Source organism: Jannaschia pagri, from assembly GCF_019655435.1.
GTDB lineage: Bacteria > Pseudomonadota > Alphaproteobacteria > Rhodobacterales > Rhodobacteraceae > Jannaschia > Jannaschia pagri.
Genome location: NZ_BPFH01000003.1, coordinates 305,693 through 320,728, shown reverse-complemented (window position 1 = coordinate 320,728; position 15,036 = coordinate 305,693). Strand labels below are relative to the sequence as shown.

The 15,036-nt window shown below is 62.9% G+C and carries 15 protein-coding genes and 1 tRNA gene; 8 read left to right on the top strand and 8 right to left on the bottom strand.

Features of this window, described 5'->3' with window-relative positions; translation table 11 throughout:
• Positions 1–6: 6 nt before the first annotated feature.
• Positions 7–714 carry a hypothetical protein gene (locus K5R33_RS09635; protein ID WP_220748812.1) on the bottom strand — a complete coding sequence of 236 codons (708 nt, stop codon included), beginning with the start codon at positions 712–714 and terminating at the stop codon, positions 7–9.
• A 127-nt stretch (positions 715–841) separates the two neighbouring features.
• Entirely contained in the window at positions 842–2,305 is a 1,464-nt protein-coding gene (locus K5R33_RS09630; protein WP_220748811.1) for an NAD(P)-dependent oxidoreductase, read from the bottom strand.
• Positions 2,306–2,515: 210 nt separating this feature from the next.
• Between K5R33_RS09630 and K5R33_RS09625 the strand changes: the two genes are divergently transcribed.
• Complete coding sequence (locus K5R33_RS09625) at positions 2,516–3,322, top strand: undecaprenyl-diphosphate phosphatase (RefSeq protein WP_220748810.1); 807 nt, start codon at positions 2,516–2,518, stop codon at positions 3,320–3,322.
• Here K5R33_RS09625 and K5R33_RS09620 read toward each other — a convergent pair.
• Positions 3,307–4,689 (bottom strand): MATE family efflux transporter, encoded by a 1,383-nt coding sequence (locus K5R33_RS09620; RefSeq protein WP_220748809.1) that lies wholly within the window; start codon positions 4,687–4,689, stop codon positions 3,307–3,309. The genes K5R33_RS09625 and K5R33_RS09620 overlap by 16 nt on opposite strands.
• Positions 4,690–4,742: 53 nt before the next feature.
• Complete coding sequence (locus K5R33_RS09615; RefSeq protein ID WP_220748808.1) at positions 4,743–5,726, bottom strand: complex I NDUFA9 subunit family protein; 984 nt, start codon at positions 5,724–5,726, stop codon at positions 4,743–4,745.
• 126 nt (positions 5,727–5,852) lie between these two features.
• Here K5R33_RS09615 and K5R33_RS09610 point away from each other — a divergent pair.
• The 7 genes from K5R33_RS09610 to K5R33_RS09580 all read left to right on the top strand — a co-directional run bounded on the left by K5R33_RS09610 (position 5,853) and on the right by K5R33_RS09580 (position 9,725).
• A tRNA-Leu gene (locus K5R33_RS09610) sits at positions 5,853–5,939 on the top strand.
• A 59-nt stretch (positions 5,940–5,998) separates the two neighbouring features.
• Positions 5,999–6,613, top strand: a complete 615-nt coding sequence (locus K5R33_RS09605) for a ribonuclease D (RefSeq protein WP_220748807.1) — start codon at positions 5,999–6,001, stop codon at positions 6,611–6,613.
• Positions 6,614–6,626: 13 nt separating this feature from the next.
• Positions 6,627–7,229 (top strand): LPS export ABC transporter periplasmic protein LptC, encoded by a 603-nt coding sequence (gene lptC / locus K5R33_RS09600; protein WP_220748806.1) that lies wholly within the window; start codon positions 6,627–6,629, stop codon positions 7,227–7,229.
• A 9-nt stretch (positions 7,230–7,238) separates the two neighbouring features.
• A complete protein-coding gene (lptA, locus tag K5R33_RS09595) occupies positions 7,239–7,715 on the top strand; it encodes a lipopolysaccharide transport periplasmic protein LptA (protein WP_255576292.1) in 477 nt (158 codons plus the stop codon).
• Complete coding sequence (gene lptB / locus K5R33_RS09590) at positions 7,712–8,461, top strand: LPS export ABC transporter ATP-binding protein (RefSeq protein ID WP_255576291.1); 750 nt, start codon at positions 7,712–7,714, stop codon at positions 8,459–8,461. Before lptA ends, lptB begins: the two co-directional genes overlap by 4 nt.
• 193 nt (positions 8,462–8,654) lie before the next feature.
• Positions 8,655–9,224 carry a ribosome hibernation-promoting factor, HPF/YfiA family gene (hpf, locus tag K5R33_RS09585; protein ID WP_220748805.1) on the top strand — a complete coding sequence of 190 codons (570 nt, stop codon included), beginning with the start codon at positions 8,655–8,657 and terminating at the stop codon, positions 9,222–9,224.
• Between the two features lie 36 nt (positions 9,225–9,260).
• Entirely contained in the window at positions 9,261–9,725 is a 465-nt protein-coding gene (locus K5R33_RS09580; RefSeq protein ID WP_220748804.1) for a PTS sugar transporter subunit IIA, read from the top strand.
• An 88-nt stretch (positions 9,726–9,813) separates the two neighbouring features.
• Here the strand turns inward: K5R33_RS09580 and K5R33_RS09575 are convergent, their stop codons facing one another.
• The 4 genes from K5R33_RS09575 to K5R33_RS09560 form a co-directional block, all read right to left on the bottom strand.
• Complete coding sequence (locus K5R33_RS09575) at positions 9,814–11,217, bottom strand: sulfotransferase domain-containing protein (RefSeq protein WP_220748803.1); 1,404 nt, start codon at positions 11,215–11,217, stop codon at positions 9,814–9,816.
• Positions 11,207–12,886 carry a DUF5927 domain-containing protein gene (locus K5R33_RS09570; protein WP_220748802.1) on the bottom strand — a complete coding sequence of 560 codons (1,680 nt, stop codon included), beginning with the start codon at positions 12,884–12,886 and terminating at the stop codon, positions 11,207–11,209. Before K5R33_RS09570 ends, K5R33_RS09575 begins: the two co-directional genes overlap by 11 nt.
• Positions 12,883–13,893: a glycosyltransferase family 2 protein gene (locus tag K5R33_RS09565; protein WP_220749063.1), complete on the bottom strand. Its 1,011-nt coding sequence runs from the start codon at positions 13,891–13,893 to the stop codon at positions 12,883–12,885. The genes K5R33_RS09570 and K5R33_RS09565 overlap by 4 nt, the downstream gene beginning before the upstream one ends.
• A gap of 111 nt (positions 13,894–14,004) precedes the next feature.
• Entirely contained in the window at positions 14,005–15,027 is a 1,023-nt protein-coding gene (locus tag K5R33_RS09560; protein WP_220748801.1) for a glycosyltransferase family 2 protein, read from the bottom strand.
• Positions 15,028–15,036 lie beyond the last annotated feature (9 nt).

The window sequence follows — 15,036 nt, the reverse complement described above, 5'->3', positions numbered from 1 at the left end:
GACGGGTCATGCCATCACCTCCGCGTATTTCTCATACAACCGTTCCACACGGGCTTTGTTGCCCCGCAGAATGGCCGCGATCACATCAGACAAAACGCCCGCGTCCTTGAGGCTACGGGCCAGGTTGTGCCGCCCGCGTGGCAGGACGAACCGGTGGACCCGCTTATGCTCAGGCAGCAGGTTCAAGTGCCCCAGGTCCTCCGGGCAATTGCCCCCGGCGGACACGTAGTACTGCGTGCGCGTGGTCCCCATGGTGGCGGGCAGGTCCCGCTCCACCAAGCTGCCCCAGCGCTTGGCCACGTCAGGCCACCGGATGTCGTCTAACACCGCGCGATCCATCGTCACCTGTGGCGCAAAGGCGATGGCCCGCGTCACCCGCAGGTCGCGAGGCAGCAGCAGCGCCCCGAACCCGCCCATGGAGGTGCCCAGGCTGACGACCTCCCGGATCCCCTCGGCATTGCGGATGGTTCGCACCGACCGCACGATCCGCGCCCAGAGACCCCGTGCCGAATACCAGCTTGCCCGCTCGTCCGTGACGAACAGCACGTTGTTCTGGCCGCTCATCGACGCCGAGCGCGCAAATTCATCCAAGGGCTGGCCACCCACGCGCGCCTTGAGGCCCGTGAACACCACGACCATCCGCGGCGTGGAGCCGGGGAGCCAGCGCAGCGTCAACTCATCGTCGCGCAGCAGGGTGTCGATGGGCAGAGCCATGGCGAATGCAAGCGTCCTTCGTACAGGTCAGCAAGGCTGACGTTTCGTGGGTGGGAAGGTATGACCAAGATCACCCCTTGGTCATACCCGGATCATACATCACTCCGCGGGTGGATTTGGGCCGGCGTTATTCTGCGGCGATTGTCGCGCTCTCGGATGCGAACCGGTCCAGGATCGCCTCGGCGGCCTCGCGACCATCGCGGATCGCCCAGACCACCAGGGAGGCGCCGCGCACGATGTCCCCCACCGCATAGACGCCATCCAGCGGCGTCTGATGGGTGCGGAAATCGGCCTTCACGGTGCCCCAGCGGGTCACGGCCAATTCCGGTTGATCCCAGAGCGTCGGCAGGTCCTCGGGCTCAAAGCCCAGGGCCTTGATGACCAGATCCGCCTCTTCGACGTAATCGGCGCCTTCGATGATCTCGGGACGCTGACGGCCCGTGGCATCGGCCTCGCCCAGCTTCATGCGCTGCACCTTGACGCCGGTCACCTTGGCGGGACCGCCGTCGGCTTCGGCCAGCGCGGCCTCGAACCCGGCGGGCGCCGTTAGCCATTCGAAGCCCACGCCCTCTTCTTCGGCGTTCTGCACTTCCCGCTGCGACCCGGGCATATTCGCCTTGTCGCGGCGATACAGGCATTTGACGCTGGTCGCGCCCTGACGGATCGCCGTGCGCACGCAGTCCATAGCCGTGTCGCCACCGCCGATGACCACGACGCGTTTGCCTTCGGCGTTGAGGTCACCGTTGTCGAAGACCTCCACCGCGTCGCCAAAGCTCTTGCGGTTGCTGGCGGTCAGATAATCCAGCGCCTTGACGACGCCGGTGGCGCCGCTGTTGGCCAATTCCAAATCGCGGGACTTGTAGACACCCGTCGCGATGACGACGGCGTCATGCTTTTCGCGGATCTCTTCAAAAGTAATGTCGCGCCCGATCTCCGTGTTCAGCGCGAAGGTCACGCCCCCCTCGGCCAGTTGATCGTTGCGACGCATCACGACGTCTTTTTCCAGCTTAAAGCCAGGAATGCCGTAGGTCAGCAGACCACCGGCGCGGTCGTAGCGGTCATAGACCGTGACCTGCACACCAGCGCGGCGCAGTACATCCGCCGCCGCCAAACCACCTGGGCCAGCGCCGATGATGCCGACGCTCTCGGCCCGTTCGCTGTGCGGTTTGATGGAGGGAACCCAGCCGTTCTCAAACGCTGTGTCGGTGATATACTTCTCGACGGCCCCGATCGTGACCGTGCCGTGCCCCGATTGCTCGATCACGCAGTTGCCTTCGCACAGGCGGTCTTGCGGGCAGATGCGGCCACAGATTTCCGGGAAGGTGTTCGTCGCTTGGCTGACCTCATAGGCCTCCTGCAGGCGCCCTTCAGCGGTCAGGCGCAGCCAGTCGGGGATGTTGTTGTGCAGAGGGCAGTGGGACTGACAGTAGGGCACACCACATTGGGAGCAGCGCGCCGCTTGCTCGGCTGCGCGCTCCGCCGCAAACTCGCGATAGATCTCACCGAAGTCTTCCTTCCGATCCTCGGCAGTCCGCTTCTCGGGCGTCTGCCGGTCAACGGTCACAAAACGGAGCATCTTGTTCGCAGCCATCGGTCCCTCCTACTAGCCGAGCCCACCCTATACGCAAGGCGATCACAGATATAAAGTCAGTAATTATGACCTAAATTATGATTTCTCGTGATGACGCCGACGTTGCGCGTCGGATTCTGCAGAAATTTCGGTCCGATCCGGTCTTATCTCCCCCCTTTCCCTTCGAGCGGGGGCGATTCACAGTGCGGACGTTACCACGAATCGAGCACCATGGCCCTCTGGCATCTTTTCATTCTTGCGGTCCTCCAAGGCGTGACCGAGTTCCTCCCCATCTCATCATCGGGGCATTTGATCCTTTTGCCGTCCCTCACAGGAATGGCCGATCAGGGCGCCTTTCTGGATGTGGCCGTTCACGTTGGCACCCTTGGGGCGGTCGTCCTGTACTTCCGCGACGATGTGGCCCAGGCGCTGCGCGGCACTCTGGGCCTGTTCCAGCGCAGATGGGGTCCGCAGGAACGTCTGGCAGCGGGTTTAGCCATCGCCACGGTCCCGGTGATCATCGCAGGCCTTTTGATAAAGCTGACCATTGGGACGGACGTCCTGCGATCCGTCACAGTCATCGGCTGGACAACCCTGGGGTTTGGGCTGCTGCTCCTGTGGGCGGATCAACGGGGGCGGGAAGAGAAAGACCTGCGCGACTGGAGGTTATCCCAGGCGCTCAAGATGGGTCTGTGGCAAGCAATTGCACTTATCCCCGGAACCTCCCGATCTGGGATCACGATCACGGGGGCTCGGGCCATGGGATACGGTCGGGAAGAAGCGGCGCGGATCGCCATGCTGATGTCGATCCCCACCATCCTGGCCTCGGGCACCTTGCTTGGGTTGGAGGTCGCACGCGACGCAAATGCGGACCTAGCGCGCGATGGCGCCATCGCGGCGGTGCTGTCATTCGGCGCCGCGCTGGGCGCGCTCCACCTGATGATGCGTTTGCTGCGCTCCGTGAGTTTCACGCCCTATGTGATCTATCGCGTGATCCTCGGAAGTGGCCTTCTGATCTGGGCCTACGCCGGAATGTGACGGGCGGGCCAGGCGACCGGCGCCGCTTCGGTCGCGAGGAGGCGCGTGGCCCGTGCCGCAACAAGCGTGGCCCAGGCGCCAAACACATTGGCCACCACCGCCGCAGCCAAGATCCCCACATACCCAAACGTCATCACGCCGAGCCAGGCGAGTGGAACATAGACCGCCAACACCCGCGCCAAAGATAGGGTCATGGCATGTCCAGACTTGGACCGTGCGTTCAGCGCGGCGTTACCCGTGATCAGCATCCCGTAGCCAAACAGGGACCAGCCGACCACGCGGAGATAGCTTGCGGCGGCTTCGGTGCTGTCTTCACCCGCGCCGAAAGCCGCCGCTATGGGTTGCGCGAACAAGGTCAGGGCAATGGCCACGGTCAACCCGTAGATCACCGAGACCCCGAAACAGAGCTTCAAGGCTTGCCGTGCCCGGTCCACCTTTTCTGCCCCCCAGTTCTGGCCGACCACTGGCCCGATCCCAGACGATAAGGCCAACAGCGGAACGGCGAGCACGCTTTCGACGCGGGTCGCCGCGCCGAAGCCACCCACCGCGCTGGACCCCACGGTGGCGACCGCCGCTGTCACCAGTGCCATTCCGGCGGGATTGATGGCATTGGACGTGGCCGCAGGCCCACCAATCCCAGCAATGGTTTTCACGTTGCGCCACAAATCTTTCAGCGGCTCCGAGCAGGGGTTCAAAATCCCGTCGCGCCAGGCAAGCCAGAACGCCACGGCTGACCCGGCCACCATGGCGACCAAGGTTCCGAGGGCCGCCCCCATGATGCCAAGCTCCGGCACAGGACCTAACCCCAGGATGAATACCGGCGTTGTTCCCACGTTCACAATGGCCGACGCGACCATCACCATGGCAGAGGTGCCGCCGTTCCCATGGGCTCGGAACACCGCGTTGATCAGCATCATGGACACGAGGAACGGGAACGACAGGCTCCAGACCGGGGTATAGCGGAGCGCGGCCTCCAGCACGGCGTCCTCGGCCCCCAAGGCGCCCAGCAGGTACTCATCGACCAGCCAAAAAACCACGGCCGCGACGCCTGCTAGGATCAGACCAAGACCAAGCGCGTGAAGCCCCCGTCGCGTGACATCGTGATCGTCTTCTTTGCGGCCCAACGCCTGGCTGATGATTGCACCGGCGCCAGCAGAAAGTCCGATCGACAAGGACGAGATGGCCGTCGTCACCGGGAAGATAAAGCCCACAGCCGACAACGCCTCGGGTGAGACCTTGGCCAGGAAGTAGGAATCCACCAGACCCGTCGAAATAACGGCGGCAATGCCCAACATCATCGGCAGCGACATGGCTGCAAGGGCACGCCACACGGGCCCCTCCGTCAGATCGCGTCCGCCTTTCGCCATTTCCTAGGTCCCCCAAGTCTCCGAGTGAACCCAGTACATAGCGCGGCGGTTCCTCAGGTCTTGAGGTTCGACGCGCTCTTCTTAATATCGGAATATTGACCGGACCGGCGGAAGCGCCACAGGTATTCGGGCAGAACCGTTTCCATCGTCGTGGGGACGATCCCCAGCGCCTCGAAGCCCGGCACATCGTCAGAGGCCACGTTATCGCGGGCCAAGTTCCGCACCTGATCCTTGGTCAAGGTTCCGTTGTGGAGAAGGCCAGCGGTCACCGTCTGCGCCAGATCCAACCCCCAGGCCATGATCCGCGCGGCGAAGAATGGAACGGTCAAAATCAGCGCACGGCGGCGGATGACGCCCAGCATGTCCTGCATCAACTCGCGGAAGGTGCGGATCTCGGGCCCGCCCAACTCGTAGATGCCGGGCTTGGCTTTCCCTTCGACGGCTAGGGCCGCAGCGGCAGCGACATCATCGACAAACACCGGCTGAAAGCGCGTGTTCGGCCCTACAACGGGCAGGATCGGCATCAGGCGCGCCATGCCTGCGAAGCGGTTAAAGAACTGATCCTCGGCACCAAACACGATGGAGGGCCGCAGGATCACGGCGTCGGGCTGATGCGCCAGAACAGCCGCCTCGCCCGCGGCCTTGGTGCGGGCATAGTCGCTGTCGCTCTCAGCATCGGCACCGATTGCACTGATTTGAACCATGCCGGTGATGCCTTCGGCGGCGGCCAAGCGCGCGATACGCCCCGGCGCCTCCGCCTGGACGGCGTCAAACCTGTTCTTGCCAGCCTCGGCCAGGATACCCACGCAATTGACGACCGCATCGGCGCCCATCAGGGCCGCGGCGACGCTGGCATCGTCCCGGACATTGGCAAACACAGGCTCCACTTGGCCGACGGCACCATAGACCCGCACGAAATGCGCCTCGTTCGGGCGCCGCACGGCCACGCGCACCCGCCAGCCCTGTTCGGCAAGACGGCGCGCAATGTAGCGACCCACAAAGCCGGAGCCGCCGAAAATAGTGACGAGCTTGTGCATGACATCTCTCCTGTCCGGTCGGGCTTGCGATACCGGTTGCGACACCGCCGGACAAGAGGACAGGTTTTCGCAATTGGGGGTATTGACGCGACCAGCGGGCGGGGATACCCACCGCCCACCGTGGATGCCCAGGTGGCGGAATTGGTAGACGCGCTGGCTTCAGGTGCCAGTTCTCGCAAGGGAGTGGAAGTTCGAGTCTTCTCCTGGGCACCACGGTCTACCACACGAAATGCCCAGCCCCGTGCTGGGCATTCGCGTTTTCGGAGGCGCCGATGACCATCAACTTGCACAAGGGCGACCTGCCCGACGGGCTGACCTTCCCAAATGGCGTCGCCATCGATTGCGAAACGATGGGCCTGAACCCGCACCGCGACCGTTTGTGCCTGGTGCAATTGTCAGGCGGAGACGGCACCGCCCACTTGGTCCAGATCGCCAAGGGCCAGACGTCGGCCCCGAACCTGGAGGCGCTGCTCCGCGACGGCACTTGCCTCAAGCTGTTCCACTACGGTCGCTTTGACATCGCCGCGATGTACCATGCCTTTGGTGCCTTGGCCGCGCCAGTCTGGTGCTCCAAGATCGCCTCGCGCCTCGTGCGGACCTACACCGACCGCCACGGGCTGAAGACGTTGCTCCATGAGTTGCTGCAGGAAGACATCTCCAAGATGCAGCAGACCAGCGATTGGGGCGCCGAAGAGCTAACCGAGGCGCAGATGGCCTATGCCGCCTCAGATGTCCTGTATCTCCACCGGTTAAAAGAGGCACTCGACGCCCGTCTGCGCCGCGAAGATCGCCTGGAGATCGCGCAAGCCTGCTATGATTTCCTGCCGACCCGCGCAAAGCTGGATCTGATCGGCTATCCCGAGACCGACATTTTCGCCCATTCGTGATTATATGGCGGGAATGGTTGCAGATCGTCACCACACCCGCCTGATCAAAGGCGCGCGCATCCTGCTGCCGGTGGGTGCCTTGATCCTTCTCTCGACGCTGTTTCTCTTGGCGCGAACGGTAAACCCCGACGATGCCATTCCGTTTGCGGACGTGGACGTGTCCTTGCGGGCCAAGGACCAACAACTAACGTCCCCACGGTTTTCAGGCGTCTCGCGGAATGGGACCGAATTCGCGCTGACGGCTCAGGTGGCAAAGCCCGATCCCAAGGATGCCCGCAAGATGACGGCGCAAGAGATCCAACTGACCCTCGTTGGGCGTGAGGTGTCCGATGCCCGCGTGGCGGCGAACACCGGTCTGATCGACACTGCGACCCGGACCGTTACGCTGACCGGCGAGGTGGAGGTGGAGACCTCCACGGGGTTCTCCCTGACCACACCGCACCTGCAGGGCTCGCTCAGCACGCTGTCCGTTACCGCCAGGGAGGGGGTGACCGGGACAGGCCCCCTTGGGCGGCTGAACGCCAGAGAAATGCATCTGAGCGAAGACAGCGAGGGGCGTCAGCGCCTGCTCTTCACGGGAGGTGTAGACCTGCTATACGTCCCCCCAGTTGAGTAGGATGGCCCCATGTTGATCCGCACCCTTGCCTTGATCGCCGTCATCGCGACCCCTGCCCTGTCGCAACAGGCTCAGGTTGGCTTTGGCGGCGGGAATCACGACCGGTCCGCGCCGGTCGAGGTCGCCGCCGACAACCTGGAGGTCGACCAATCCACAGGCCGCGCCACGCTGACGGGGAATGTCGTCATTGCCCAGGATGACCTGCGGCTCAGCGCTGCGCGTGTTGTGGTCGATTATGCGGTCGTCAACGGGGATCGCCGGATCGACCGTGTGAACGCAACGGGCGATGTGCTGATCGTCGCGGGCGAAGACGCGGCCGAGGGGCAATCGGCGGTCTATGTCCTAGGGACATCCGAGATCCTGCTCACTGGGGACGTCGTCGTCAGTCAAGCGGGCAGCACCTTGGCGGGCGACCGTCTGGCTGTGAACCTCCAGTCTGGTGCCGGAACGGTCACGGGCCGCGTCCGCACCACGTTGCAGCCGTGACAGCCCCCACCGTCATCGAGGGCGCGGGCGGCCTGCACATCCGAGGTCTCAAGAAGTCCTACAAGAAGCGGCCCGTCATCCACGACGTCTCCATGGATCTGGCGCGGGGCGAAGTGGTCGCGCTGCTCGGACCGAACGGATCAGGCAAAACCACGACGTTCTACTGTATCGCCGGTCTCGTCACACCTGACGCCGGTCAAGTGACCCTCGACGGGCGCGAGGTCACCTGGCTGCCCATGTACCGCCGGGCCAAAGCCGGGATCGGATACCTCCCGCAGGAGATGTCGATCTTCCGGGGCCTGACGGTGGAACAGAACATCATGGCGATCCTGGAGGTGGCCGAACCCAAGCGCCACCGTCGCCGCGAACGTCTCGAAGAACTGCTTAGCGAGTTTCACATCGAACGCCTGCGCCGCGCCTCTGCCATGGCCCTGTCCGGGGGTGAGCGGCGCCGGGTGGAAATCGCGCGCTGTCTTGCGGCGTCGCCCCGGTACTTGCTGCTTGATGAACCTTTTGCCGGTGTGGACCCCATCGCCGTGGGCGATATTCGCAGTCTTGTGGTCGATCTGAAGTCCCGTGGCATCGGCGTTCTGATCACCGATCACAACGTTCGGGAAACGCTGCAAATCGTTGATCGCGCCTATATTCTGCATGACGGCGGTGTTTTGATGTCCGGCAGCCCCGATGACGTGGTGGCCAACGACAAGGTCCGCAGCGTCTATCTGGGCGAAAGCTTCGCCCGTTAAGGTCCCCGCTCCGATTTCCGTTGACAGAGCGCCCTCTTCCGGCGCCCAATCAGAGGATGGAGCACCGCTCTCATGTTCTGGGGTTGGCCGATCGCGCCCCCCGACACGACCGCCGCCGACCCGGCGGCCCGGTGCCCTGAGCGTCAGCCGACCTATCCGAGCCAACGCTTTCCAGACCACCCGAGGAGGACCCATGCGCTATCAGATCACCGGTAAGCAAATCGACATCGGCGAAGCCCTACAGACCCACGTAAAGACCGAGCTCAGTGGCGTCTTAGAAAAGTATTCCGGCCGACCAACCGATGCGCAGGTGACGTTTTCCAAGTCGGCGCATGAACACGTTTGCGAAGCCTCGGTGCATCTCTCGACCGGTCTGACGGCCACGGCCAAGGCCAAGGCGACCGAGATCTATGCCGCCTTCGATGGGGCCGCCGAGAAACTGGACAAGCAGTTGCGCCGTTACAAGCGCAGGCTCAAGAACCACCACCAGGAGCGGCAGCAGCCTGTTGCAGTTTCTGGCGGTGCTTCATATATCCTCGCCGCTGAGACGGAGGATTCTGAGCCCGAGACGCTACAGCCGATCATCGTTGCCGAAATGGAGACGAAGATCCCCGCGCTGTCCGTTGGAGAGGCCGTTATGCAAATGGAACTGGCCGGCGCCCCGGTTCTCGTGTTCAAACACGAAAAGGATGGGGGCGTGAACGTGGTCTACCGGCGCGAGGATGGCAACGTCGGCTGGATAGACCCGGCAACCGGAACGTAAGACATCCGCCACAAAGGCGGAGCGAGGATCGAGCGAATGCAGTTGAACGACATCCTGGCCCCCGGGGCCGTGAGGGTATTGCCGAAGATCAGCAGCAAGAAACGGCTGTTTTGTGATCTGGGTGATATTGCGCACGACGTCTACGGTTTGGACCAGGCTGACGCCTTCACTGCTTTGCAAGACCGCGAATCCCTTGGACCGACGGGCGTGGGCGACGGTGTCGCCCTGCCCCACGCGCGGCTCGATGGGCTAGAGGCCGTCCATGGCGTCTTCCTGCGGTTGGAAACGCCCCTGGACTTCGACGCCATGGATCGCAAACCCGTCGATCTGATCTTTGCGCTTTTCGCCCCGGAAGGCGCGGGCGTGGCGCATCTGAAGGCGCTGGCCCTGGTGTCTCGCACCCTGCGAGACAGTGGCATTTGCGCCAAGCTGCGGGCCAACAGCGATCCGGCGATCCTGCATACGGTGCTGACAGAAATGGAAGCGAACCAAGCCGCTTAAGGGTGGGACCAAGGGCCGAAGGTGCCCTTTTGGACCGGATCCGATCTGATGGCTCTGGGCAACAGGTCGTATTCGGAATCTGCGCGCCCTAGCTGTTCTTCCATCTGCGAAAGCCGAACTGCAGGAAATCCCGACGATAGGCGGCAATGGCCGCGTCGTCGTGGGCGTCGGTGTAAATCTCGGCAAGGGAAGGCGTCGCCTCCGCGCAGGTCAAATCCAACTCCGGCGCCGCCCGTCCACAGAAATCGGCCAGACGCGCCAAGTCACCCGGCGCATCGAACTCGCGGATTAGCCGTTGGGGCAGGACGGCCTGAGCCATACCGCTCAGGATCGCGGATTGACTGGCACGCTCCGGCGTGACGGGCAGGGCTGATCCCCCACTCAGGTTCGCCTTGAGAAAGGTCAGGAACCCCAAAAAGCCCTGCGCATGCAGATCCGGGTCGGGCACCTCGGGGATTGTCACGCCATGTTGGTTCGAGAGTATCCGGCGCAGCGCATTCGCCTCTGGCCCTTTGTCGGACAGAACCCTCTGCCATGCGCCGTGGGCCCGGACCAACGGATGACGCACCACCGCGAAACTGACAAAATCCTTCGCCTTGCGCATCCACGGCCGCAGATCGCGTTGGCGCATCCCATCGGTCGGCGCCGCTCCGTCCAGCGCCGTCAGCCAGGCCCGCACAGCGGCTGTCGGCCCACCGGGAATCGGCAGATACAGGAGGGGGCTCTGGGCCGCCGCCATCATGCTGGGCACCTCTGGGCCACGGGGTGGCTCCAGATTGGTGGACCGGGACAGAAGGAACGGATCGAGACCGGCCAGGTGGGCGCGCATCTCTTCCGGGTTGTCGACCTTTTCCTCCGGATCGCCGGGGTTTTGCTTTTTCAGTTTGCCGGGGACAGCCTTCAACCGATCCTGGGATCCCAGAAAGGCCGCCAAGCCGTTGAGGACGTTCAAGTCTCCGATCTGCTCATAGGCCAACCAGAACGCCGCCTGCCCCGTGCGTTGCAGGGCCTCCTGAATGCGGTCCCGAAAGGCCCGTTGGCGGGCAAGCTCCCCGTCGAACTCCGCACCATCGAAATACGCTTTGCCCGCTTTGGCCATCTTTGGGTTGGTCAGACGCCATTGCCCCGTTTGACGGGCAATGGCGAGGCTGATGTAGCTGTCGAGGGGATTGCGCGTCAGGATGATCTTGGCCGTGCGCGCATCCTCTAGGATGGTATCGACAACGCGGGGATCATGGTCGTGGAAGAACCGAAAGCCCGGCAACCCCTCGGTGTTGTGCCGAAGCGCGGACAGCAGGGGCAGGGGATCCACCTCACGCGCGGCCATGTCGATCCCGAACAAGGACTCGCGGTTGTGCGCGCCCAGAAACACCGGATTGAAAATCTCACCGTAGCTGGTCACGTCTGACAGGCTGTTGAGCGACTCCTCCAGGTGGTTGGAGCCGGTCCGCATCTCAGCGAAGACCACAAAGGCATCGAACTTAGCGGCCATGGCGCCGACGTCCCTGGGGCAGCGGTGTGGCCGCGAAATCACCCATCACCACCGGTTTCACCCCTTCGTTGCGCAGCCGCTGAAGAAACTCCGGAAAGGCGGACAGGTCTGGCATGGGCGGGATATCCGTCAACCGCCGGGGACCCGGTCCCGTGATTTCATCGACGATGTTCTGAAGCTTTTCCATCGGTTGCACCACGAAATCGGCCAGCGTCCATTGGTGGACCCGAGCCGTCACACCGACATCGTTCAACGCCTTGAGAAACGCCAATTCCGCCCGTTGCAGCCGGGCCGCTTCGGACCGGATCTCATCCATGGGACGCTGTGACAGGTGCAACGGAATGGCCCAGGCCCCCGAAATCACACAGATCGTCGCATTGGGATCGCGCGCCATGAACTGCGCAACCTCAGGGGTATCGCCGGGACCGTAGAAAAAGGTCTGACGTTCGCCCCGTGTGGACCACAAAAGGTTGGTTAGAAACTGCTGCGGTCGGTAGTCGCGCAATGTGGCGCTATCGCTCAGACAGCCGTTCAGAACGCGCTCCTCTCCGGCGAACTCCGCCCGATCTGGGTGATAGAGGCGCCCATGGACGCGCCCCCCAATCCGCCGGGCGAGCCAGAGGTCGAAGGTCTCGAAGAGATCCGCAAAGCCGCTAAAGACGTTGTAGCGCGCGCAAGTCACTGGCCCCTGGAAGCCAGGCGCAGGAAACCGGCCTTGGTTGTACAAACCTTGGCGTCCGTCCCCTCGCCGGTCATTGGCGCGGGCAAAGACACGATCAATCTTGCCTGGATTCGGCTCCGCCACGCGTTTGGCTGGACGGTCGGGGTCAAGGAAGGTCCCGTAAAGCGCATCAGCCTGGGGCCAAATCTTGCGCGCGACGAAGCAATCGGACCGTTCCAGCAGCTGCACGTGATCATCGTAAAAGATGTGGGGTTTGCCCTGGGTATCGAACTTGGCCAGCGTCAGGGAGCGACTTTCGATACGGCGCGCGTAGCGGCGGGTTAGGGACTGAAAATAGCTTTCGTCCGGAATCCATACCCGTTGAAAGTAGCGGTCCATGGCGATCCGATCCGGCGCCTTCAGAATTGCCTCTAACGTGTCGCGGGTAAGGCACCACCACTGGCTGCCCAGATGGGGCGACAGGCCTTCGGGCAGTTTGCGACGAACCCCCAGCTTGCGCTGCAACTCCGTGTAGCGGTCGAACAGTTTACGCCGTTTCCGCCAGGAAAATGGGAACCTCAAGGTGAAGCGTTCCGCCTCTAACCCATCGACTGTCCAAGTCACCTCTTGGATGGTCACGCTTTCGATGAAGTCCGTCTCGGGGTTGGCGAACAGGTACTCCTGCAACTCACCGACGGGACGCAGCGGCAGGCAGGAGCCTGACGCCAAGTAGACGTGCCGCACGTCCGGGAAGTTATCCAGCATCCGCGTGGTGGCCAATTGCGTCGCTTCGACCAAGGACCAGGTGCCCCATTCCACGCGCACCCGCTTTGAAAACCGCACCAGCCGGTTGCCGTCGAAGCGGGCCTTAAAGGCGCGAAACACCTTTTGCGTGACCTTGCCATCCACGTGGATGATGACGGGACAGCCGGCATTGGACCAATACTGCGCCACCTGCTCGGCCCGATCAAAGGCCGTATGGACCAACATGACGAAGCCTAGCGTCATGCCCAATTCCCCTTGGAGATCAGGCCCAGAATCTCGAGCTGACGCCAGTTGATGTAGCGTTCCGACCATTTGCACCAGAGGTTGGCGCGGGGGTCCAATTCATCGGCATAGGTCTTATACTCGTCGCCCGCGCGGTAGTGTTCGCCGCGCGCCGCCTCTTCCTCGGCCCGGTCCACGAACATGTTCAGGAACTTGGCGTGCAGCAAAACGCCCGTGGCTTTCTCACCGCCATCGACATCATAGACCTGGTTCAACCCCCGGGGCAGCAACGCATGGGTGGAACTGACGTAGACATAATCGGACGTCCATTTCACCAGGGGGATCTTATTGAGGGCCGGAGCTTGATACGGACGGTCGGCAAAGAACTTGCGCGCCCGTACACCGCCCTGAATCCAGAGATTGCCCAAGCCAGGGTTCTTCTCGATGACGTAATTGCCGCTGTCGAACCAAGCGGCGATCTCGAAGGGGTTCTGCCCCTCGACATAGGTATGCCGCGCGATCGGGCCTTTGGGATACATGTCCAGCAGCATGGCGCCAAACGACCGGATCTGGCTGGCATCCAACCAATCGGTCAGCGCCCGCAGGGGGCGCGTGTCGCAGAAGGGATAGACGAAGAACTCATCCACATCGACGGTCAGGCACCAGTGGCGCGCGCCATATTGCCGTTGCAACCAGTTGAGCCAATCGACACCGAAAGCCGACCGGTTGTAGCTGGCCGTGGTCGTCCAAACCGACGCGTCCGGTTGGCGCGCCAGATATTCCCGCGTGCCGTCTTCGCTGCCGTTGTCGACAAAGAGGAAGTGGTTGATGCCCAGCCGCCGATAGTAGTCGAAGAAATAGGGCAACCGCGTGCGTTCATTGCGCACGGTGCAAAACAGCAAAAGATCGGGCTTGGCGATTTGGCCGGTGCGGTTTTCCACGCAGGTCAATTCTCGCCGCCGGAGATAGGCCCGTGCGCGCCACCGCTTGCGACGCAAGCGCATCCGATAGGAGGACAAAAGCCCCATGGCACCCCAAACCTTCAACTGGGGCGCCCGGACGGCCCCCTGTATTGTTTCCACCTATTCAGCAATTAAGGCCATCTTGGGGCTTTGTTCCAGAAAAGCCTTGACGCTCGGTTACGCCCACCCGCCACGTGACATCAGGCCGAGCCCCTCAAGCTGTTGCCAGCCTTGATATCGAGTCGATTGCTCGCACCACAAAACGGGGTCACCGATCAGAGCGTCGTAGTACCCCTGGTAGAGATCCGAGTTCTCGAAATGCTGCCTGCGCGTCTTTTCCTCAGACGATTTGCTGATGATGTTGGGAAGGAACTTCGTGTGAAGCAAAACCCCCGAAGGCGCCTCTCCGCCGTTGGTGTCGTAGACGTGGTTCAAGCGGCGGGGCAGGGCGGAGTGGGTTGAGGTGACATAGGCGTAGCTGCGGTGCCACCGGATAAGCGGGACCTTGGATAGGGTGGGGGCGCGGCGCGGCTCGGGCGCGAAAAAGCAGCGCGCTCGCACGCCCCCCTGGATCCAGAGGTTCTGCAATTTGGCTTGGCGCGTGATCACATAGTTGCCCGCATCGAAGTAGGGCAGGGTGTCGACCGGATCTTGGTGCGGGTGATGCTTTGCCTCGCCGAGCGCGCCGCGCGGATAGAGATCCAGCATCAACGCGCCCATGCTGTCGCGCCCTTGCCACGACAACCAATCTGTCAGCGCCTTCAGGGTCCGCGTGGTGTGATGGGCGTAGACGAACAGTTCATCGGCGTCCAACGTCAGGCACCAGTGCCCATGACCGTACCGCCGCATCAGCACCGTCAGCCAGTCGATGCCGAAGCGGGATCGCTTGTAGCTGTCTGGCGTGGACCAGAGCGACACATCCGGCTGCGCGGCCAGCCAATCGGCGCTGCCATCGTCGCTGGCGTTGTCGACCACCAGGAAATGATCGACGCCCAGTGTGCGATGATGGTCGAAGAAGTGGGGGAGGCGGAGCCCTTCGTTCCGGACGGTCGCAAACGCCAGGATCGCCCCTGGCGCAATCAGGTCGGTCCGATCCACGCGGCATGTAATCTGGCGCCGTTTGCGCAGGGACCGCGCCAAGAGGCGGCGCCGTCTCCATCGAAGCTTATAGGCCGTCCACAGATCGTCGCCTGTGCCCATGGTGCCCGT

Excerpts from the sequence above, each read along its gene's own strand:
- K5R33_RS09635 (WP_220748812.1), bottom strand. The coding sequence starts at position 714 with ATGGCTCTGCCCATCGACACCCTGCTGCGCGACGATGAGTTGACGCTG.
- K5R33_RS09630 (WP_220748811.1), bottom strand. The coding sequence starts at position 2,305 with ATGGCTGCGAACAAGATGCTCCGTTTTGTGACCGTTGACCGGCAGACG.
- K5R33_RS09625 (WP_220748810.1), top strand. The coding sequence starts at position 2,516 with ATGGCCCTCTGGCATCTTTTCATTCTTGCGGTCCTCCAAGGCGTGACC.
- K5R33_RS09620 (WP_220748809.1), bottom strand. The coding sequence starts at position 4,689 with ATGGCGAAAGGCGGACGCGATCTGACGGAGGGGCCCGTGTGGCGTGCC.
- K5R33_RS09615 (WP_220748808.1), bottom strand. The coding sequence starts at position 5,726 with ATGCACAAGCTCGTCACTATTTTCGGCGGCTCCGGCTTTGTGGGTCGC.
- K5R33_RS09605 (WP_220748807.1), top strand. The coding sequence starts at position 5,999 with ATGACCATCAACTTGCACAAGGGCGACCTGCCCGACGGGCTGACCTTC.
- lptC (WP_220748806.1), top strand. The coding sequence starts at position 6,627 with ATGGTTGCAGATCGTCACCACACCCGCCTGATCAAAGGCGCGCGCATC.
- lptA (WP_255576292.1), top strand. The coding sequence starts at position 7,239 with ATGTTGATCCGCACCCTTGCCTTGATCGCCGTCATCGCGACCCCTGCC.
- hpf (WP_220748805.1), top strand. The coding sequence starts at position 8,655 with ATGCGCTATCAGATCACCGGTAAGCAAATCGACATCGGCGAAGCCCTA.
- K5R33_RS09580 (WP_220748804.1), top strand. The coding sequence starts at position 9,261 with ATGCAGTTGAACGACATCCTGGCCCCCGGGGCCGTGAGGGTATTGCCG.
- K5R33_RS09575 (WP_220748803.1), bottom strand. The coding sequence starts at position 11,217 with ATGGCCGCTAAGTTCGATGCCTTTGTGGTCTTCGCTGAGATGCGGACC.
- K5R33_RS09570 (WP_220748802.1), bottom strand. The coding sequence starts at position 12,886 with ATGACGCTAGGCTTCGTCATGTTGGTCCATACGGCCTTTGATCGGGCC.
- K5R33_RS09565 (WP_220749063.1), bottom strand. The coding sequence starts at position 13,893 with ATGGGGCTTTTGTCCTCCTATCGGATGCGCTTGCGTCGCAAGCGGTGG.
- K5R33_RS09560 (WP_220748801.1), bottom strand. The coding sequence starts at position 15,027 with ATGGGCACAGGCGACGATCTGTGGACGGCCTATAAGCTTCGATGGAGA.